This is a genomic window from Lichenicola cladoniae (assembly GCF_013201075.1).
Lineage (GTDB): Bacteria > Pseudomonadota > Alphaproteobacteria > Acetobacterales > Acetobacteraceae > Lichenicola > Lichenicola cladoniae.
This window is the reverse complement of the sequence record NZ_CP053708.1, coordinates 4,571,449-4,591,650: the sequence shown is the minus strand read 5'-3', so window position 1 is coordinate 4,591,650 and position 20,202 is coordinate 4,571,449. Positions and strand designations below refer to the sequence as shown.

Below are 20,202 nucleotides of genomic sequence, written 5' to 3'. Positions count from 1 at the left end.
TACCGGCTCTCTACCGCAGCTGATTGTTGGTCGTCTGGTCCTGGTTCCCGTTCTGATACTGGGGATTCGCATTCTGCTGTGTCTGGCCCTGGCGATACGCAGCCGCATCGTGGCGCTGCTGCTTCCGGTAGCGATGGCGGACATACATGCCCGTGGCACAACCACCTGCCGCGCCCAGCACGCCATGATGCGCGAGATGGCCACCAACGGCGCCGGCGGCACCGTATTTGAGGCATCCGCCCGGCTCGGCCGACGCAGGCGCGATCGGCATGGCGGCACCGAGGGACACTGCCAGGGCGATCGGCACTGTAAGAAACTTCTTCATGACTAACCTCGATCTATTGGTTGCAAGCCGCTTCCGGTCTCGTGTCGCGATCTCGCTTCGAACGACAACATCGCGATAGAATCAGGCAAAATTCAGACCGCGTGAAAGGGATCCCGAAGACGTGAAGCGTGTTCCGGACAGCAACGCAAGACAGCACGCTATGGCTGCGTCCGCCGTGAAAATTACCGATCACGGTGGATGCCGGGGTTGATCATCGTTCCAGTTGCAACCTGAACAGGCGTGTCGGCCGCATCGTGCGATCCTCCAGCTCAAGCGATGTCTCCACGTTCCAGCTGCCGATTTCCACCAGTCCATCGGCCGGCAGGTAGGCTCGCCCCGGATCGGCGACCCACACCTCTATCGTTGCCGCCATCGTTCGAAGCCAAGGCAGGATGTGGCGCGTCATCGGCGCCTCGTAGCAGACGTCCCCGCACAGGATCAGGTCCCAGCGAGCCGCGGCGCCAACCACATCCTGGGCAAGCGGTGACACCGCGACCTCGTTCAGCGCTGCGTTGATGCCGATCGCGGCAATCGCCAGAGGGTCGATCTCGGCAGCCTCGACGTGGGCCGCACCGGCCCGCGCGCAGGCGATCGCGGCAATTCCGCCACCCGCCGCGAAATCGAGGACACGCCGTCCCGCGACCGTCTCGGGATGATCCAGCACATGCCGGGCAATCACCTGGCCGCCGGGCCAGGCGAATGCCCAGAACGGTGGCTCGATCCCGGTTTTCTGCAGCCAGTCCTCGGACGCCTGCCAGATCGGGGTGATATCGGTGGCGAGATGCAGGCGGATTTCCGGGACCAGCGGCGCGGTGGCGATAGCGGTGTGGGCAATGATGAAGTCGTTCATGGGCCATTATCGCAGGAAGAACCTGCGATACGAACCCGATGTTTTACGACAGCGCGCCTTCCGAAACGGTCGGTTCGGGTGCACCGGTCTCGATCGCCATCAACGCGGCGGCAAGCCCTCGCGCCACGCCCGCCGCATCCAGCGACGGCCCGCCATGATGCTCGGCCTGTTCCGGCGCCCAGGGAATGTGGATGAAACCGCAGCGCAGGCCGGCCCTGCGTGTCGCCGCCATATGGCTCAGGCCGAAGAACACATGGTTGCAGACGAACGTGCCGGCACTGTGCGACACCGCGGCGTCGATACCGGCGTCCCGGATGGCGGCAACCATCGCCTTGACCGGGAGCGCGCTGAAATAGGCTGCCGGTGCGCCTGCCACCACCGGCTGGTCGATCGGCTGCTGCCCGGCATTGTCCGGGATCCTTGCATCGTCGAGGTTGATCGCGACCCGCTCGACGCTCAGCCCGGATCGTCCGCCGGCCAGGCCAACCGCCAGCACAGCATCGGCCGGCCAGTCATCGAGCGTGCGCTCGATCAATGCCAGCGACTGCCCGAAGCAGGTCGGCAGGGACAAGGTGCGCAGCTCGATCCCCGGAAGCGCCAACCCGCGCAGCACGGCGACCGCCGTCTGCGACGGGTTGACCGTCTCGCCGCCGAATGGCTCGAACGCAGTCACCAGGATGCGGGTCAGGGCGTCGCCACCAGTTGTGCGCCGATCAGCGCCGTCAGGTTGACGATGCCGCGCGCGGTCACGCTCTGGGTCAGCACATGGATCGGCTTGCTCACCCCGAGCAGGATCGGCCCGACCTGCAGGCCCTCGGCTGCGGCCTTCAGCAGCGAGAAACTGATGTTGGCCGCATCGAGCGACGGCATGATCAGCAGGTTTGCCGATCCGGTCAGCCTGCTGTCCGGCACTGTCCGCATCCGGAGCGCCTCGCTGAGGGCGGTGTCGGCCTGCATCTCGCCATCCACTTCGAGATCGGGAGCGGCCGCCCTGATCAGCGCCAGTGCGCTGCGCATCTTCCGCGCCGACGGGCTGTCGCTGGAACCGAAGTTCGAGTGCGAGAGCAATGCCGCACGCGGCACGATCCCGAACATCCGGACCGCCTCCGCCGCCAGCAGCGTCATCTCGCAAAGCTGGTCCGGGGTCGGATCGACCACCATGTGGGTGTCGCAGAAGAACAACGCGCCGTTGCCCTGGATCAGCGCGGTCAGCGCGTAGATCCGGTTGGCCGACTTCAAGGGCGGTATCACCGGCAGCACGTACTTGACCTGTTGCCACCAGCTGTTGAGACCGCCAACCACGGCCGCATCCACCAGTCCGGCCCGAAGCAGCATCGAGGCCGAAATCGTCGGTCGCCGCCGCAACGCACGCCCGGCCGCCTGCATCGGCAGGCCGCGCCGTCCGACCAGCTGCTGGTATTCTTCGACCAGCGGATCGAATAGGTCCGAGGTGTCGGGATCGATCACCTCGACATCATGGTCGAGATCGAGCCTCAGGCCGAGACTGCGCAGCTTCGCCTCGATCACGTGGCGGCGTCCCAGCAGCACCGGGCGGGCAATGCGGTCATCGACCACCGTCTGGGCGGCACGCAGCGTGCGTTCGTCCTCGCCTTCGGCATAGGCGATGCGCTTCGGCGATTTGCGGGCTGCCTCGAAGACCGGTCGCATCACCTGACCCGAGCGATACACGACGTCGTTCAGGTCTTCGCGGTAGGCGTCGAAATCCAGGATCGGCCGCTCGGCAACGCCGCTATCCATCGCCGCCTTCGCCACCGCCGGCGCCACCACCAGGATCAGGCGCGGGTCGAACGGTGCCGGGATGATGTATTCCGGACCGAAGACCGGGGCATCGCCGCCATAGGCCGCAGCGACCACTTCGCTCGCCTCGATGCGTGCCAGTTCGGCAATCGCCTCGACGGCGGCGACCTTCATCGCCTCGTTGATTTCGCGCGCACCGACATCCAGGGCGCCGCGAAAAATGAACGGAAAGCACAGGACATTATTGACCTGGTTCGGGTAGTCGGACCGGCCGGTGGCGATGATCGCGTCCGGCCGTACGGCACGCGCGAGGTCGGGCAGGATTTCCGGCTCCGGATTGGCGAGCGCCAGGATGAACGGTTTCGCCGCCATCGTTTCCAGCCACGCGGGCTTGAGCACGCGCGGCGCCGACAGCCCGAGAAATACGTCCGCGCCCGGCAGCACCTCGGCCAGAGTGCGGGCGTCCGTCGCGTGCGCGTAGCGGGCCATGTTCTCGCCCATGTCGGTATCGCGCCCGGCAAACACGACGCCCTTGACGTCGGTGAGGGTCACGTTCTCGGGCCGCAGCCCCATCGCCACCAGCAGATCCACGCAGGCCAGCGCCGCCGCACCGGCACCGGAGGTGACCAGCCTGACGTCGGAAAGCGTCTTGCCCTGCAGCATCAGCCCGTTGGTGATGGCGGCGGCGCAGACGATGGCGGTGCCATGCTGGTCGTCATGGAACACCGGAATGCGCATGCGCTTGCGCAACGCTCGCTCGATCGCGAAGCACTCCGGCGCCTTGATGTCCTCGAGGTTGATGGCGCCGAACGTCGGCTCCAGCGACGCCACGATATCGACGAAACGATCCGGGTCCTGTTCCTCGATCTCGATATCGAACACGTCGATATCGGCGAACTTCTTGAACAGGACCGCCTTGCCCTCCATCACCGGCTTCGAGGCCAGCGGCCCGATATTGCCGAGACCCAGCACCGCGGTGCCATTGGTGATCACCCCGACCAGGTTGCCGCGCGCTGTATAGTCACGGGCCGTATCGGGGTTGGCCTTGATCTCCTCGCAGGCAGCCGCAACGCCCGGCGAATAGGCGAGCGCCAGGTCACGTTGGGTGGCCATGCGCTTGGTGGGAACCACCGCCAGCTTCCCGGGTCTCGGCAACCGATGGTAGTCCAGCGCCGCGCGGCGGAAGTTCTCGTCCATCTGGCGTCTTCTCCTGGGGCGCGTCCTGCGATCGACTGCCCGGTTTTGCGCATTCTCCACAAGCTGGGTCCGGGTATCAAATCGTGGCTGGAATGCACCGCCGGCGCGGGCAGGATCGTCCCCCATGGAGGCAGCACCGGCGGGCAGAGGGGGGAGGTCGCGAGGTTACAATCGGTTTCTGAACGCGATAGGGGTCGTTACAACTTGTTGGCATCATGGGTGCAGGTCCCGCGTGTCGGGATGGATCAGCCCAAGGAAGCCCCAGGATGTTCACCTTCAAGATAATTGCTGCCGCGGCCGTGCTCGGCGTCGCAAGTGCCGGAGCCGCCTTCGCACAGCCCGGTCATGGCGGCGGGCCCGGTGGCTGGCACCACGGCGACGGGTTGCTCGACGGCGTGACGCTGACCGACACCCAGAAAACCAAGGTGCATGCACTGATGAAGGCCGAGCATCAGGACTCGAAGAGCCTTCGGGACCAGATTCATGCGATCCACGAACAGATCGAGACGACTTTGCTGTCGGCCGGCGACGTGACCGAGGCGACGATTGCGCCGCTGGAGCAGCAGGAGACGTCGCTCATGCAGCAGCTCGGTGCGAAGCATGTTGCGAGCGAGATCGCCGTCCGCAACCTGTTGACCTCGGATCAGATCGCCAAGGCCGCAAGCATCCATGCGCAACTGACCGCTTTGCACGATCAGGAACACGCGTTGCACCAGGCTGGCGAAACGCCGTCCGACTGATCTTTCCGATTACTCCCAGCGGTCGAGCCGAAAGGGTCGACCGCTGGTATCGGGCCTGAAGCGAGCGTCTCGAAGGCCACGTTCTGAGTAGCTCCGCGTCAGCATGACCTTGGTTGACTGCGTCGAGAATGAAACGCGTATCGGCAGAGACTGCAATCGCCGCCGTGCCCGGACCGCAACGATTTGCCTATAGCGGGTGATGACGCAGCAGCTCGTAGCATGCCGCGATGCCGCCCGATTGTCGTTATGACGCTGGTCGCGAGCAGTGGCACAACACCGTCCAGCTGCGGAACGGCGGCGGGAGTCGGATTAAGTCCTATGGCTGAAATCATCAGCTCGGCTACGATCCCGGGAACAAAGGCAGCGGTCAGCAGCAGGTTGAGCATGGCTGTGCGATGAGACCCGCCAGTCGTGCAAGGTCCTGCTGAAGAAGCAGGAATGCCTGGCGCTGGTCGTTATATCGGCGAGCAATCGAGCAGCTGTGTTTTTGAGATTGGTGGGCGGGTTCGGACGAAATTCATCCCGGTGGCCGCTTCCATACTTTGTCACAATCGACCGGTTCGTCGACCAACCGAGGTCGCGGCATGAGAGCTTTGACGCTCAGCTGTTCAGGCAGCTGGCATCCCGAATAGTCCTGACCATAAAGGGCGCTGCTTTTGCCTGATTACCCTGCCCGGGCTTCCAGCTGGCTCGGCGCCCATCGCGTGACCTGTGTTTCGCTGGATAGCTGGGCACTCCGATAGAGGGCCGGGGCGAAATGGGGCTGCGACTGTCAGAAGCGAAAGGTGCTGCCGAGGCTGTCGATGACGACAGCCTCGGCAGGTCTTGAAATAACCTTAGTCCTCGGAGTTTACGTCGGACTCGGCAGAGGTGTCGGTGTCCTGCGCGGCATCGCGCTTCGACGAACGACGGGTCTTCGGCGTGGCGGCGGCGGTACGCTTCGACTTCTTCTCGGGTGTCGCTGCGACCGTCGGGGCGGGCTCGGGGGTCGGAGCAGGCTGGCGGGCAGTCTGCTTCATCTCCGCATTCTGCTTGCGCAGGCGGGCAATGGTGCGCTCGAGCTTCACGACCTGCGCTTCGAGTTCGGCCTTGTTCAGCTTCGGCGCAGCCGGAGCGGGCTTGCGAGCCGCAGTGCGCTTTACCGGAGCGGGGGCGCTTCTTGCCTTCGTTACGGGAGCCGGAACGCGGTTCTTGGAACCGACCGGACGGCCAACCCGCTTCTTCGGTGCCGGCTCGGGAGTCCGCTTGGCAGGAGCCCGAGTCGTCTTCGTGGTCGTGCGAGCCATTATAAATCCTGTAATGATGAGACGTTGCCGGTGAGTATAGCCTGGACGTGCAAGCGACAAGGCTTTCTGTCGTAATAATCGATGGCGATCGAGTTCAGTTGCATAGACAACTCACTAATTATTGCCTCCGGCCCGGTGGACGGCTGCAAATCGAGCCGTCCCAAAAAGCAAACGCTCCTGACCTTTCGTGTATTCATCAGAAAGGTTCTATTAGAGCATGCTCGCGCGGGCATAGCAGCCGACAGGTTTGGACCGGAAACCGATGACTCCCTCCCCAATACTTATTTTTCCCCGCCCGCTCACCCGGCTGAGCAGTTCCCGCGAACTGGTGCGTCAATTCACCCCGAACTGGTTCACGGCGACGATGGGCACCGGCATTCTTGCCCTGGCGCTGAACCAGATTCCGGTATCGATACCCGGCCTTCATCAGCTGGCGTGCGGCCTCTGGTTGTTCGACATCGTCCTGTTCGTGCTGTTCAGCGGACTCTATGCCGCGCGCTGGATATTTTTTTTCGACGGTGCCAAGCGCATTTTCGGTCATTCCGTTATGTCGATGTTCTTCGGCGCCATACCGATGGGGCTGGCCACCATCATCAACGGCTTCCTCGTTTTTGGAGCGTCGGTCATCGGGCCGGCATCCCTGCCGATCGCACATGCGCTCTGGTGGGTGGACGTGGCGATGTCTCTGGCGTCGGGGTTGGTGATCCCCTTTCTGATGTTCACCAGCCAGGAACACAGCATCGAAAAGATGACGGCGGTTTGGTTGTTGCCGGTGGTGGCAGCCGAGGTCGCCGCCGCGAGCGGAGCTCAACTCGTCCCGCATCTGGCCGATCCGCAGGTGGCGTTCAGGATACTGATGCTCAGCTATGCGCTCTGGGCGTTCTCGGTGCCGCTGGCGTTGAGCATCCTGGTCGTCCTGGTGTTGCGCCTGATCCTGCACAAGCTGCCACACAAGGATATGGCAGCGTCCGCATGGCTCGCACTTGGTCCGATCGGTACCGGCGCTCTGGGGCTGCTGCTGCTTGGACAGGATGCGCCCTCGGTATTTGCAGCTGTCGGCATGCAATCGGTCGGCATCGTGGCCCAGGCGATCGGCGTGATCGGCGGCACCATGCTGTGGGGCTACGGAATCTGGTGGCTGGCCCTGGCAATCATGGTCACGATCCGATACCTGCGCGACGGCATGCCGTTCAATATAGGCTGGTGGGGATTCACATTCCCGCTCGGAGTCTATGCAGTGGCAACGCTGGCGCTCGCACGGCAAACCCATCTGGCCATCCTCGCCAACGCCGGCATTGTCCTGGTCGGGTTGCTGTTGATGCTGTGGATCATTGTATTCAGCCGCACGGCGTTGGGCGCCTGGCGTGGCGACCTGTTCTTCTCGCCCTGCCTGATGAGCAACGTCGCCCCCATCACCGATGAAGCGGATATCGCCTGACGGTCTGCCGCCGTGCGAGCAGCGTGGTCCATGGATCCTCGACCGGAACGAACGCCCGAGCGTGGTCCCGATCGGTTGTACCGGTCGCGGATGATGGAGAAGATTTCAGCGTGCCGACACCTGGATGCGGTGCCAGGCGGCGCTCAGATAGCCCTTGAAGTTCCAGACATCGTCCGGCTGTGCCGGCTGGGTTTGACCGGCTGAGTCCCAGGCCCTGACGACCAGCTCATGCGAGCCTTCCTGAAGATCGAGGGTGATGCTCCAGAAGGTCCAGCTCCAGAGTGCGGCGGCGTCGTGCTCGAGCTTGGCCTGGCTCCAGCTCCTGCCTCCATCGATCGAAACGTCGACGCGGACGATCGTGCGTGCCGTCACGACCGCATAGCCGCGCAGGGTGGTTCGTCCGGCATCCAGAACCGAGTTTGCCGCAGGCTCGCAGATCGCCGAATTGAGCGGCATGTCGTAGATCGTGACGCCCTGGTCCCAGTCGACGGTGCCCTCGGTGACATCCGCGGGCAGCAGCTTGTAGTCCCGGGCCTGCATATGATTGTCGGATGGCGCATCCTGCACGGTGATCCGCGACAGCCATTTCGGGCTGCGCACGCCGGCAAAGCCCGGCACCACGACACGCAACGGGTAGCCGTGTTCCGGAGCCAGTGCCTCGCCATTCATTGCATAGGCAAGCAACACGTCCGGTGAAACCGCCTTGGGCATCGGGATCGAAACGCCGTACTTGAAGTGCCCTTCCCCTTGCATGTCCACATCGTCGCAGGCGTCGAATGCCACATGCAGGGCCGGATCGGCTTCGGCAGCCGCCGCATGCAGCACGTCGCGCAGCGAGACGCCGGTCCAGACAGCATTGCCGATCGCACCCGGCGCCCAGGGATCCCCGGAGGTTGGTTTCACCCCCTGCATATCGGCGCGGCGGTTGCCGGCGCATTGCATGACAGCCATGACCGATCGCTCGGTGAACCGGGTCCTGAGGTTATCGACCGTCAGTTCGAGAGGTGTCCGCACGAGGCCACCGACCTTCAATCGGTGTCCGGCCCCGTCCAGCTGCGGGATATTGCCATGGCTGCGGACATAGAAGTCCGACTGCCGGGTTATCGACGCCGCCCTGAGCCGGTCGAGTCTCGGCTCGGCATTATAGGGCTCGTGGGAGTGGACGATCAGGTCGTGCCTGGAGGCGAATGGACTAGGGATGCTCGTGTCTCCGGTTGCGGTCGCTTTTCCATGGCTCCTAACGTCATGGGCGCCGCAAGGTGCGTCCTGCATCGACGGTGGCGTGATTTTGACCCGACCGGGCCCTGCGAACCGGATCGCAACCCAGAGGTTGATCACCTGACAAATTCGAGAACTGGAAGATAACGGATCATGGCAGCGACTGGCGACCATTACGACATTATCGTCATTGGTAGCGGACCTGGCGGCGGTGCCCTGGCGCAACGGCTGGCGCCAACCGGCAAGCGCATCCTGATGCTCGAGCGCGGCGACTACCTGCCGCGGTCGAGAAGCAACTGGGACTCCAAGACCGTGTTCGTCGACGGGACCTATCAGGCTACTGAAACCTGGTACGGCCGGAAGGGTGAGAGTTTTCATCCAGGCCTGCATTACTATGTCGGCGGCAATTCCAAGGTCTATGGCTCCGCCCTGTTTCGGCTGCGAGAGCGCGACTTCGGCGAAATCCAGCACAAGGACGGACTCTCGCCGGCCTGGCCAGTCGGCTACGACGTGTTCGAGCCATATTATACCCAGGCCGAGACGCTGTTCCACGTGCATGGCCAGCGTGGCGAGGATCCGACCGAGCCATGGTCGAGCGCACCGTACGCCTACCCGCCGGTCAAGCACGAGCCGCGCGTGCAGGAGCTGAGCGATGTGCTGCAGCGGCAGGGCCTGCATCCGTTCCATCTGCCGCTCGGCATCAAGCTCGACCAGAACCCCGACGGCAGCGCCACGACCTACAGCCCGTGCATACGATGCGATGCGTTCGACGGCTTCCCCTGCGCGGTGAATGCCAAGGCGGATGCGCAGGTGATCTGCGTCGATCCGACGCGCGCAGCGTATCCGAACTTCACGCTGCTGACCGGCGCCTACGTGACGAAGCTGGAAACCGATGCCAGCGGCCGGAGCGTCAGCCGTGTCCATGTACGCCGCGAGAACCGGGACGAGCAGTATTCCGCTGATATCGTCGTGGTGGCCGCCGGGGCGCTCAGCTCGGCGCTGCTGTTGCTGCGATCCGCGTCCGACACCCATTCCACCGGACTCGCGAACGGCTCGGACCAGGTCGGCCGTAATTACATGCGTCATACCATGTCGGTGGTGATGGCGCTGCTGAAGGAGCCGAACGACACCGTGTTCCAGAAGACGCTGGCGCTCAGCGACTATTATTTCGGAGCCGACGACTGGGAGTTTCCGCTCGGCCTGATCCAGATGTGCGCCGCGTCGCATGGCGAGCAGATTCGCGGCGAGGCATTGCCGGGCTTCCTGTCATGGATGCCGGAGATGCCGTTCGAGATGATGGCCCGGCATTCGATGGATTTCTGGCTGCAAAGCGAGGACCTGCCGCGGCCGGAAAACCGCGTCCGCTACGATGGCGACAGGGTCGTGCTGGAGGTCGAGGAGAGCAGCGAGGAGGCGGCCAGGCGTCTGCGGGCCAAGCTGAAGAAGATCGTGGCACCGATGGGGGCGTGGCCGGGGCTGATCGACCGGAACCTGTATCTCGGCAAGGATATCCCGATCGGTGGGACCGCGCACCAGGCCGGGACCTGCCGCTTCGGTCCCGATCCGAAATCGTCGGTGCTCGATCTCGACTGCAAGGCGCACCAGCTCGACAACCTCTATATCACCGACGCCAGCTTCTTTCCGTCGATCGGCGCGGTGAACCCGACACTGACCATCATCGCCAACGCACTCCGCGTCGCGGATCATATCAAGGGCAGGCTGAACGCATGACACGTCTGAAGCGCATAAGTGCCGGCGCGACGCTGGCCCTGCTCGCGACCATTCCCGCCGCCCTGGCCGACGATGGCGTCCGGATCGGTGCGGTCAGCACGACCTTCCGACTGGTGGGCCGAAACGACAAGATCGTGGTCGATCGCTACGACGACCCCAAGGTCAGCGGCGTGTCGTGCTACCTCTCGCACGCGGAAACCGGTGGCGTGAAAGGCTCGCTTGGGCTGGCGACCGACCCGTCGCGCTTCTCGCTCGCGTGCCGCGCGACCGGTAAGCCGATCCCCACGGGCAACCTGCCCGATAATGAGGTCGTTTTCGGCCAGAGCACCTCGTTCTTTTTCAAGGAGCTGCGCGTGTCCCGGATCTATGACCGCGACAAGCGCGTACTGCTCTATCTGGCCTGGTCGACCAAGGCGTTGACGACGGGGGGCAGCCCCTACAACTCGATCACCGCGGTCCCGCTCGATACGCAGTAGACAATCCTGCCGGTGGCGGAGCACGGCCAGTGTCACGACGGAAACTATCGTCGAGCCGCTGAAACCTCTCCGCAGCCTTCGGGTTACAGGACTGTCCCCCAGGTTTGACTGGAAAACGGCCATTATATCGAAGGCCGGACGGATTTCAGTAAATCGGAAGGGCGGGACCGGACGGTTTTGCACAGTGTTGAATCGTCTTCGAGACCTTGCCGGGCTCGGTTCTAGTCAATGAACATCAACCATTAGGGCTGCGACTATGGGACTTCTTGATTCGGTGATTGGCGGCCTGATGGGCGGTTCCGGCGGTGGCGCCTCCCCGATCGGTGGCATCCTGATGAACATGCTTGGCGGCGGCAACCAGGCCGGCGGACAGGGTATGGGTGGAATGGCGGGCGGCCAGGGCATGGCCGGTGGCATCGGTGGCTTGCTGTCCAGCTTCCAGCAGGCCGGCCTCGGCCATATTGCCGAATCCTGGATCGGCAACGGTGCCAACCAGTCGGTATCACCCGGGCAACTGCAGAGCGTGTTCGGTCAGGACCAGGTCCAGAGCATGGCGAGCCAGGCCGGCATGCAGCCCAGCGACTTCCTGTCCCAGCTCAGCCAGCATCTGCCGAACGCCGTCCATGGCATGACACCGAACGGCCAGATACCGGACGAAGGCACCGTCTCGGTCTAGCCTGCCGATCGGGCCCATTCGGAATACTGGCACCGGCCGCCGATCGCAGGGTTTGTTCCGGAGCCATCGTCGTTCATCGCGCTTGATCGAGAGCGCCGGACTCATCGGGACGAATGGAAATGACACCACGCATCGTCGGCCCGCTTGTGGCGGCATCCTTCCTGTTTCCGCAGTTGCTGCCGCAACCGGCTCGGGCCGAAAACCGGATGGGATATCAGCTCCTTTCGCCCCAGGAGGCGTCCAGCCTTCCGCACAGCGGCGGAAGGCTCGGCCTGGATGTCGAGCGAGCCCAGCAGATCTCGGACGGTGGCATGATCTTCGAAATCATGAGGGTGAAGGCGGTCCGGCCCGGATCGGCCGGTGCCCAGGCTGGGTTCGACGTCGGCGACCAGATCATCGCCATCGATCGCCGGGTGTTTCCCAGCATCGTGACCTTCGCCGCCTATGTCGCAGCGATACCGCCCGGCCGTCAGGTGGCTGTCGACTACATGCCGGCCGGGGGCGGGCCACAGCAGGCCCAGCGCGTGAACGTGACGCTCGGGCCCCTGGGAAACACGACAGACGGCGATGGCCGGCCGGGTCGGGACAACGAGCCTGCATCGCACGGGATGTCGACCGGTACCAAGGTGGCGATCGGCATCGGCGCGGTCGCGCTGATTGGTTGCTATGAGGCCGGATGCTTTTCACATCGGACGTCGCCCGTCCCGCAGCCGCAGCCGGGTCAGGCGCAGGCGATCCAGCAGCGTTGATCCATCGCGGTCGCGACTGTCAGCGCGTGAAATAGTCCAGCAGCGTCATCCCGAACAGGATGGCGACCCAGAAGAAGCCGACGACGGCGAAGAAGCGGATGATCGGGGGCTCCGCGCCGAGCTCCATCGAGACGATCAACACTGTCCCGACCATGAGCAGGGTAAGCACTGCTTCGATGATCCAGGCCTGTCGGAACGGCAGCCAGGCGCCCAGCAGCACGATCGTGCCGAGCATGAGCAGCAGCACGACCAGCACGATCGCCGGCGTACGCATCTTGGACCAGAGCAGGCGGCGGTCTGCTTCGGTAAGCGCGACGAGTGCCATCAGCGGTTCAACACGTAGAGGACCGGGAACACGATAATCCAGATCAGGTCGATGAAGTGCCAGTACAGGCCGAAGATCTCGATCCGGTTCTGACGCCGGCCGAGGAAGCCGGGCCGGCTCGCCATCCATGTCATGACCAGCAGGATCGACACGCCGGTCAACAGATGCAGCCCGTGCAGCCCGGTAGTTATATAGTAGAGGTCGGTAAAGAGCCTGCTGGATGGGTCCTGTGTCAACACGTACGGACGCGACGACAGGAACGGCATCATGTGCTCGTCCCAGTCCTCGTAATACTCGTATCCCTTCAGCACCAGGAACAGCGATCCGAGCGCTGCGGTCGCCAACATGCAGCGCACCATACCGCGCTGCCAGCCGAGGCGGGACAGCTCGATCGCCCCGGACATGGTGAAACTGGACACGATCAGCACGGCGGTATTGGTGGCGCCGATCCAGAACTTCAGGTGCTTGGCGACCTCGGTGACCGCCTGCGGATGCATGATGCGCAGGACCAGAGCCGTCAGGAACAGGCCCGCGAACAGCAGGAGTTCGGTCAGCAGCCAGCACCACAGGCCGAATTTCGCGGCATGGATCTGCTGCCCGTCGGTGGTGAAATGTTCCTCGCGCTCGAGCCCGACTTCCGCTGTCGGACCGGTATTGAGATGGGCGACCGTGCCGCTCACACCCGGTCCTCGCGGGCGATGTAGTCGTAGGGCTCGAAATCGACGGTCGGCGGCGTCTCGAAATTATGCTTCGGCGGTGGCGACGACGTCGTCCATTCCAGGCCCTTGGCATTCCAGGGGTTGGCCGGAGCCCGCTTGCCGTAGCGAAGCGACCAGGTGAGGTAGAACATCGGGAACAGGTAGCCAAGCGCCAGGACCACGCTGCCGGCCGAGGACAGGATGTTCAGCAGCTGGAATTCCGGCGGATAGTTATGGTAGCGCCGTGGCATGCCCAGATAGCCGAGCAAAAATTGCGGGAAAAACGTCGTGTTGAACCCGATGAAGATGAAGAAGGCAGATAACCTTCCCAGAGCTTCCGGATACATCCGGCCGGTGAATTTCGGCCACCAGTAATGCAGCCCGCCCAGGAAGGCGAGCGCCGTGCCGCCGACCATGATGTAGTGGAAATGCGCTACCACGAAGTAGGTGTCGTGCACGTGCTCGTCGACCGCCAGCGTCGCCAGGAACAGCCCGGTCAGTCCGCCGACCACGAACAGACCGATATAGCCCATCGCGTAGAGCATCGGCGTGTCGAGCTTGAGGCTGCCTTTGTAGATGGTGGCGGTCCAGTTATAGACCTTGACCGCCGACGGCACCGCGACCGCGAACGACAGTACCGAGAACACCACGGCCGAGGTTTCGCTCTCGCCGTTGACGAACATGTGGTGGCCCCAGACGAAGAAGGTCAGCGAGGCGAGACCGATCGAGGCGTAGGCCACGAAGCGGTAGCCGAACAGTTTCTTCTGGGCGAAGGCCGGCACGATCTCGCTGATCACACCCATGCCCGGCAGCACCATGATGTAGACGGCCGGGTGCGAATAGAACCAGAACAGGTGCTCGAACAATACCGGGTCGCCGCCGAGGGCGGGATCGAACACGCCGATATGGAACGCGCGCTCCATCACCAGCAGGATCAGCGCGATGGTGATGACCGGCGTCGCCAGCAGGAAGATCAGGCTGGTCGCATACATGGTCCACACGAAGATCGGCATGCGGAACCAGGTCATGCCCGGTGCGCGCATGGTGTGGATGGTGACGATGAAGTTCAGCCCGGTGAGGATCGAGGAGAACCCGACCACGATCACCCCGATCAGCGCCGGCACCACCCAGGTGTTGGAGAAGGTGGTCGAGAACGGGGCATAGAAGGTCCATCCGGTATCGACACCGCCGACCACGACCGTGAACAGGGTGAAGAACGCCCCGGTCATGAAGATGTACCAGCTGGTTCGATTGAGCCGCGGGAACGCGACGTCCTTGGCGCCGATCATGATCGGCATGATGAAGTTGCCGAATGTCGCGGGGATCGACGGGATCAGGAAGAACCACACCATCACCACCCCGTGGATGGTGAACAGCTTGTTGTAGGTGTCGTTGCTGAAAATCTGTCCGTTCGGCACCACCAGCGACAGCCGGATCAGGCCTGCGGCACAGGCGCCAATAATGAAAAAGAAGGTGATGCTCAGCAGGTACAGGATGCCGATGCGCTTGTGGTCGGTGGAACCGAGCCAGGAGCGTAGCGTGTGCTCGTCATGCAGGTAGTCCGGCTCGCGATCGATGGTGGTGCGCCCGGGATGGGGCTCGCGCACGCCTTCGGAGACGCGGCCGAGAACGAGATCGGACGGGCTCATTGGGTCTTCTCCGGTCCGGGGGTCGAGCCGGCGGCGCCGGGTGCGGGAAGCGACTTGATGTAGGCAGTGAGCAGTACGAGGTCGCCCTCCTGCACCACGCCCTTGAAGGACGGCATCACCTGCTTGTATCCGGCGATCAGGTTGTGATCGGGATAGAGAATTTTGTCGCGGATATAGCCGTCGCCGGCGATGAGCGTGCCGCCCGCCTCGAGCGGCACCGGGCTGCCGAACAGGCCGGCCAGCGACGGCGCCCGGACGACCGAGCCCTGGTCATGACAGCCGGCGCAACCATAGGACGAGAACAGCATCTTGCCCTGCGATGCGAGCGACGTTGAGTTACCGCTGCGACGGAGCCAGTTTGAATAGTCGGTCGGTGTCATGATCGTCAGCAGGCCGTCCATCTTGGAGTGATCGGTGCCGCAATACTCCGAGCAATAGAGCCGATACACGCCGGGCTTGTCGGCCTTGAACCAGAGCTGGGTATAGCGGCCCGGCAACGTCTCCATCTGGATGCGCAGCGCCGGAAGGTACAATGCGTGGATGACGTCCTGCGAGATCATGTTGATCAGGATCGGCTGGCCGGTCGGCACATGCAGGTCGTTGATCTCGGCCTGCCCACCCGGATGCTGGAACTTCCACATCCATTGCCGGCCGATCGCCTCGATCCGGAGCGCATTCGCCGGTGCGTGCTTGTGCCGGTCGAACAGCTTGGCGCCCCAGTAGAAGAACCCGAGCGTGAGCAGGAACGGGATCAGCATCCAGCTCACCTCGAGCAGGCGGCTTCGCTTGTCCGAATATTGCCGGTGCGCTTCCTTGCCGGCCCGGAAGTGAAAGGCGAACCAGGCGATCGACAGGAATATCGGCACCGTCAGCACCAGGGTCAGGAGCGTGAAGCTCCAGATCAGGTGGTCCGACTGCACCGCGTCCGCCGATGCCGCCTGCGGCCACAGCAGCAGCGGGTAATCCGACGGGCCCGGGGATTGCCCGTTCATGGCGCGCTATCGAGCCTCTGGCCGATGGTACGGCTCACCGCGACGCCGATCGGGATACGGGCACGCTGGTGGGTCGCATCCACCCATCCATAGTGGTTCAGCAGCACGTTTTCGCGCTGCCGTAGCGCCGCGATATCGCCCAGCGGGTCCTTCTGCACACGCGGCGATGGCGGTTCGAGCGGCGCGGTCTGCTGTGCCGTAAGCGGTGGCGCCTCGCGACGATCCGCCCTGAAGCCCTGCAGCATGATCACCATCAGCCAGATCGCGACAGCGATCGCGACCCCGAGCCCGACCGTCAGCATGCCCATCGTGGCCGCACTCATATCCTCGGTCTCGAACCCCTTCTCGAGGGCCTGTCGAGCGGGCGGCGTCGCGGGCTCGCCGCGACCGGTTTCCTCGCCGAACGGGTCGTCGCCGGTCGCCTGGAACCGGCGTCGGGCGGCCTTTCCCATCACCAGCGCGCTTACCCCGCCGATGGCGCCGGCGAACAGCAGCACCATCCCGTTGCGACGGCGATGACCTTGTTTCTGTTCAGGTGCGGACATGACGATGTCCCCTGCCTGCCGGCAGCCAGCCACCGATTCGAACGCCGACGACCACCGCAACCAGGCCGCACACGGCAAGCACATCGACGATCGACACGGAAAAGCTGCCGCGAAAAGCCGGGGTGATCAGCCAGAAGCTTTCGAGCAGCCGGACCAGCAGCGCCAGGCTGGCAACGATCGTTACAGGTCGTCGCCAGGCCTCGCGGTTCGGCAGCAACAGCACCAGGGCCAGCACGAACATCAGCGTCGCGAACCACAGCCAGACTGCACCGAACCCGCCGATCCGCTGCAGATACCAGGTCGCCTCGTCGGGCTTATTTGCCGACCAGATCACCAGGAACTGGCTGAAATGCAGGAACATCCAGATTGCCAGCATCGACAGCAGGGGTATTGCGAAGCTGCGCGAACCCGGAACCGGCAGCAGGCTGGCAACGGCAACGGCCGAGACCGCGCCGCCGGCCAGCACCAGCAATCCAAACGAGGACGAGGCAATGCCCGGCTGGACCGCCATCGTCCAGTCGAACGCCGCAAGGGTGCCGGTTACGAGCACGATCGCGAAGGTGAAGCCGGCGAGGCCGGGACGGCTGCCGGACCGCGCCGGTACGCTGAATAGCAGAGCCAGAACGCTCCAGGCCGCGAGAAACACCACCATCCGCACGCTGAACGGACCATGCGCAAACCAGCCGCGGCCGATCCCCCCGGCGGGCCATGCGGCCGGGTCGTAGAGGGTGGGAGACAGCAGCAGGATTGGCAGGCCGCACATTGCAACCACGGGCAGCAGCGGCAGCAACATCTGTAAGGGCGGCAGCAGCGTCGCCAGCGTTGGCGAATGGTCCGACGCCGGCATCGCCTGCGTTCCGAGGGCCTCCAGGCCGCTGACCAGCAGCAAGGCGCCCATCGGCACCGACATCACGAACAGCCAGGCAGAAAGATACGATGGCATCACCCGCACGCCAGCCAGGCCGACAACGAGCAGCACCAGCAGCAGCACCAGCCCGGTCCCCAGAATCAGCAACGGCCGGCGGTTCATTGCGTAGGCACCGCGTCGAGTGCCGCGTGGTCCTGCGCGGTCAGTGCGGATACGGGAGTCCCCTGGCTGCGCTGCAATGCACGGATATAGGCGATCACCGCCCAGCGATCGGCGGAGCTCACCCGCTCGCCGTAGCTGTACATGACGCCGTATCCATTGGTGATGACGTCATAGAAATGCTGGGCCGATGCCTGGCGCAGCCGGTCGCCGTTGAACGAGGGCGGGTGCGGGAAGCCGCGCTGCACGATCATGCCGTCGCCGTCGCCGCTGCGCGCATGGCAGGGCGCGCAGAATATGTTGAAGCGCTGCTCGCCGCGTTCGAGCATCGCCTGGGTAGCCACAGGCGGCTGTGCGACGTCGGGATTGGCTTCCTCGACCGGCACCGCGCCCTCGGGCGGCAGGCGCATCGATTGCTGGTTGGGAAAGAACCGGCTGGCGTCCCAGGTTTTTGCCTTGCCCTGGCTATACATGTCATGCCGCTTGCAGCCCGCCGGCAGCAAAGCCAGCACCGGGAGCAGCAGCAGGGTCATGCGCGTGCGCGGCCGGCGTCGGATCATCGCCGCACCCGATGCACCACGAGCGGACGCTCCGGCAGCGCCTGGAAGGCGAGTTCCACGCGGCCGGCATCGAAGTCCTCGCCCTGCTTCTCGACCACCAGGAAGAACCGGTCCCGGCTGGCACCGCCGATCCCGGGGATGTTGAAGGCCGGGTGGTTGAGCCGGGGCAGCCGGTTCTGGAACAGCATCGCGGCCACCGTGGCGATCGTGCCGGCCATCATCGCGAACGAGACCGTGGGCACCATGAAGGCCGGCCAGGAAAAACGCGGCCGTCCGCCGATGTTGAAGACGTAGTCGTAGCCGGTGGCGTAGAGGCACATCCCCATCATCGCGGCCGCACCGACGATCACCCCGGCCACGGCAAAGGGCTGGATCGGCCGGCGCGACATTCCGAGCACCGCGGGCGCGTCGGTAACCGGCAGCGGCGAATAGAGGTCGACGCGGCCGAGCCTGCGGCCGCGCAGGGACCGAGCTGCGTCAATCATGTCCGAGGCTTCTGCAAACTCACCGGCCACGCCCCAGATCGGTGCATCCTTGGGCAGGTCGAGCGTGTCGGAGGCGACCGGCGTGCGTGTGGATTCCGCACCCGGATGGGTCAGCCTGCGCGTCTCGACCAGCGACAGGATCGGCAGCACCCGAAGCCCGAGCAGCAGCAGGAACAGGAACAGGCCGCAGGAGCCGGCGAAGGTGGCGGCGCCCCAGATGCCGATGCTGTAGCCCTTGTCGACGGACGGCAGGAAATCGCGCTGCAGCGTGGCGACGATGACCATGAAATGGTCGGCCCAACTGCCGATGCAGACCGACAGCCCGACGAGCAGCAGCAACGGTGCGGCTTTTCGCGCACCACGCAGCCAGAACAGCTGCACCGGCACGATCGCCGCGAGCAGCATGATCCAGAACGCCCAGGCATGCGGCCCATGCACTCGCTGCCCGAGGGCCGACATCGCGTAGCTGTCGCCGGTGATCAGGGTGCCGAAATTCTCGGTGGCCAGGCAATAGAGATCGGCAAGCCCGAACCCGAGCAGCAGCCAGGCCAGCCGGTCGAGATGGGCACTCGTGATCAGGCCGCCGAGCGAGAAGGCGCTGCGCAGCAAGACGATGACCACCGCTGTCGCGGCGATCCCGGAAAACAGCGCGTCGATAACGAAGGTGACCGGCATCATCGTGTCGTGCCAGCCCGGCTCGAGACTGCCCGCAAACATCACTGCGGCGCCGGTCTGCAACGAGACGACGACGATCAGCCCGAGCAGGCCGATGGTGCGCAGCGCCAGGCTCCAGCGATGCCAATGCGCCGCCGAACCGCGCCAGCCCAGTGCTGCGACGCCATAGGCTTGGGCCACCCGTTTCGCGAACTTGCCCGCATCCTCGGCATGCATGCGGTCGATGGCGCGATCGCGAAGGCTGGCGAAATCCGGCAGCATGCCGAGATACCAGAACGATACGCTGATGGTCAGGTAGCTGACGATGTCGATCGCGTCCCAGTACAGCGGACTGCGAAACTGCGGCCACAACAGCAGCGTGTTCGGATAGGGCAGGTTCCAGTAGAAGAACCATGGCCGCCCCAGATGGATGATCGGGTAGATCGCGGCCGCGACCGCCGCCAGCACCGCGACGGTTTCGCTGATACGGCTGATCGAGCTGCGCCATCCCTGGTTCAGCAGCAACAGGATGACCGAGATCCCGAGCGAGCCGGTCGCGAGGCCGATCCACCAGTCGTATCCGACAATGTCGAGCGCCCAGGTGACCGGGACGTTGTTGCCCCAGATGCCGACGCCTTCATACAGCAGCCAGAGCACGGATACGACGAGGACACCGATCAATCCGAGTGCTGCCAGCAGCGCCAGCCACCATGTCAGGCCGATACCGCCGAACGTCGCCTGCTCCACCTGCAGGCCGATGCTCTCGTAGGTCTCCTGCGGGTCCAGGAACGCAGTGGTGCCGGACGGCATGTCGTTCTTCATG

At 64.3% G+C, this 20,202-nt stretch carries 20 protein-coding genes; 6 read left to right on the top strand and 14 right to left on the bottom strand.

Annotated elements, in window-relative coordinates:
• Nucleotides 1-10 precede the first annotated feature (10 nt).
• The 4 genes from HN018_RS20795 to HN018_RS20780 all read right to left on the bottom strand — a co-directional run bounded on the left by HN018_RS20795 (nt 11) and on the right by HN018_RS20780 (nt 4,130).
• Nucleotides 11-271: a hypothetical protein gene (locus tag HN018_RS20795; RefSeq protein ID WP_408886812.1), complete on the bottom strand. Its 261-nt coding sequence runs from the start codon at nt 269-271 to the stop codon at nt 11-13.
• A gap of 265 nt (nt 272-536) precedes the next feature.
• A complete protein-coding gene (locus tag HN018_RS20790; RefSeq protein WP_171837015.1) occupies nt 537-1,175 on the bottom strand; it encodes a class I SAM-dependent methyltransferase in 639 nt (212 codons plus the stop codon).
• A gap of 43 nt (nt 1,176-1,218) precedes the next feature.
• The gene (pcp, locus tag HN018_RS20785) at nt 1,219-1,848 is read right to left on the bottom strand and encodes a pyroglutamyl-peptidase I (protein WP_204259595.1); all 630 of its coding nucleotides are present in this window, start codon (nt 1,846-1,848) and stop codon (nt 1,219-1,221) included.
• Nucleotides 1,849-1,859: 11 nt separating this feature from the next.
• Nucleotides 1,860-4,130, bottom strand: a complete 2,271-nt coding sequence (locus HN018_RS20780; RefSeq protein WP_171837016.1) for an NADP-dependent malic enzyme — start codon at nt 4,128-4,130, stop codon at nt 1,860-1,862.
• A gap of 266 nt (nt 4,131-4,396) precedes the next feature.
• Here HN018_RS20780 and HN018_RS20775 point away from each other — a divergent pair, with 266 nt between their 5' ends.
• Entirely contained in the window at nt 4,397-4,870 is a 474-nt protein-coding gene (locus HN018_RS20775; protein ID WP_171837017.1) for a Spy/CpxP family protein refolding chaperone, read from the top strand.
• Nucleotides 4,871-5,706: 836 nt separating this feature from the next.
• On the opposite strand, the gene HN018_RS20770 is transcribed toward HN018_RS20775, so the two are convergent.
• Nucleotides 5,707-6,156 carry a hypothetical protein gene (locus tag HN018_RS20770; RefSeq protein WP_171837018.1) on the bottom strand — a complete coding sequence of 150 codons (450 nt, stop codon included), beginning with the start codon at nt 6,154-6,156 and terminating at the stop codon, nt 5,707-5,709.
• Nucleotides 6,157-6,418: 262 nt separating this feature from the next.
• Between HN018_RS20770 and HN018_RS20765 the strand changes: the two genes are divergently transcribed.
• Nucleotides 6,419-7,594 (top strand): TDT family transporter, encoded by a 1,176-nt coding sequence (locus HN018_RS20765; RefSeq protein WP_171837019.1) that lies wholly within the window; start codon nt 6,419-6,421, stop codon nt 7,592-7,594.
• A 105-nt stretch (nt 7,595-7,699) separates the two neighbouring features.
• Here HN018_RS20765 and HN018_RS20760 read toward each other — a convergent pair whose 3' ends face one another.
• On the bottom strand, nt 7,700-8,932 hold the full coding sequence (locus HN018_RS20760) for a sulfite oxidase (RefSeq protein WP_204259594.1): 1,233 nt from the start codon (nt 8,930-8,932) through the stop codon (nt 7,700-7,702).
• 33 nt (nt 8,933-8,965) lie between these two features.
• Here HN018_RS20760 and HN018_RS20755 point away from each other — a divergent pair, with 33 nt between their 5' ends.
• From HN018_RS20755 to HN018_RS20740, 4 genes are all read left to right on the top strand, one after another.
• Entirely contained in the window at nt 8,966-10,543 is a 1,578-nt protein-coding gene (locus HN018_RS20755; RefSeq protein WP_171837020.1) for a GMC oxidoreductase, read from the top strand.
• Nucleotides 10,540-11,019 carry a CreA family protein gene (locus tag HN018_RS20750; protein WP_171837021.1) on the top strand — a complete coding sequence of 160 codons (480 nt, stop codon included), beginning with the start codon at nt 10,540-10,542 and terminating at the stop codon, nt 11,017-11,019. Before HN018_RS20755 ends, HN018_RS20750 begins: the two co-directional genes overlap by 4 nt.
• A 256-nt stretch (nt 11,020-11,275) precedes the next feature.
• Nucleotides 11,276-11,695 (top strand): YidB family protein, encoded by a 420-nt coding sequence (locus tag HN018_RS20745; protein ID WP_171837022.1) that lies wholly within the window; start codon nt 11,276-11,278, stop codon nt 11,693-11,695.
• Nucleotides 11,696-11,814: 119 nt separating this feature from the next.
• Nucleotides 11,815-12,444, top strand: coding sequence for a PDZ domain-containing protein (locus tag HN018_RS20740; RefSeq protein WP_171837023.1), 630 nt, complete (start codon nt 11,815-11,817; stop codon nt 12,442-12,444).
• A gap of 19 nt (nt 12,445-12,463) precedes the next feature.
• Here HN018_RS20740 and HN018_RS20735 read toward each other — a convergent pair whose 3' ends face one another.
• The 8 genes from HN018_RS20735 to HN018_RS20700 are packed head-to-tail and all read right to left on the bottom strand — an operon-like array spanning nt 12,464 to nt 20,201.
• Nucleotides 12,464-12,769 (bottom strand): oxidase, encoded by a 306-nt coding sequence (locus HN018_RS20735; protein WP_171837024.1) that lies wholly within the window; start codon nt 12,767-12,769, stop codon nt 12,464-12,466.
• Entirely contained in the window at nt 12,769-13,449 is a 681-nt protein-coding gene (locus HN018_RS20730) for a cytochrome c oxidase subunit 3 (RefSeq protein ID WP_171837025.1), read from the bottom strand. Before HN018_RS20730 ends, HN018_RS20735 begins: the two co-directional genes overlap by 1 nt.
• Nucleotides 13,446-15,116, bottom strand: coding sequence for a cytochrome c oxidase subunit I (gene ctaD, locus HN018_RS20725; protein WP_171837026.1), 1,671 nt, complete (start codon nt 15,114-15,116; stop codon nt 13,446-13,448). The genes HN018_RS20730 and ctaD overlap by 4 nt, the downstream gene beginning before the upstream one ends.
• Nucleotides 15,113-16,108 (bottom strand): cytochrome c oxidase subunit II, encoded by a 996-nt coding sequence (gene coxB, locus HN018_RS20720; protein ID WP_171837027.1) that lies wholly within the window; start codon nt 16,106-16,108, stop codon nt 15,113-15,115. The genes ctaD and coxB overlap by 4 nt, the downstream gene beginning before the upstream one ends.
• Nucleotides 16,105-16,653, bottom strand: coding sequence for a hypothetical protein (locus tag HN018_RS20715; RefSeq protein WP_171837028.1), 549 nt, complete (start codon nt 16,651-16,653; stop codon nt 16,105-16,107). Before HN018_RS20715 ends, coxB begins: the two co-directional genes overlap by 4 nt.
• A complete protein-coding gene (locus HN018_RS20710) occupies nt 16,640-17,668 on the bottom strand; it encodes a hypothetical protein (protein WP_172443504.1) in 1,029 nt (342 codons plus the stop codon). Before HN018_RS20710 ends, HN018_RS20715 begins: the two co-directional genes overlap by 14 nt.
• Before the next feature lie 11 nt (nt 17,669-17,679).
• Nucleotides 17,680-18,240 carry a c-type cytochrome gene (locus tag HN018_RS20705; protein ID WP_239478871.1) on the bottom strand — a complete coding sequence of 187 codons (561 nt, stop codon included), beginning with the start codon at nt 18,238-18,240 and terminating at the stop codon, nt 17,680-17,682.
• Nucleotides 18,237-20,201 (bottom strand): quinol:electron acceptor oxidoreductase subunit ActD, encoded by a 1,965-nt coding sequence (locus HN018_RS20700; RefSeq protein ID WP_172443503.1) that lies wholly within the window; start codon nt 20,199-20,201, stop codon nt 18,237-18,239. The genes HN018_RS20705 and HN018_RS20700 overlap by 4 nt, the downstream gene beginning before the upstream one ends.
• Nucleotide 20,202: the final 1 nt, after the last annotated feature.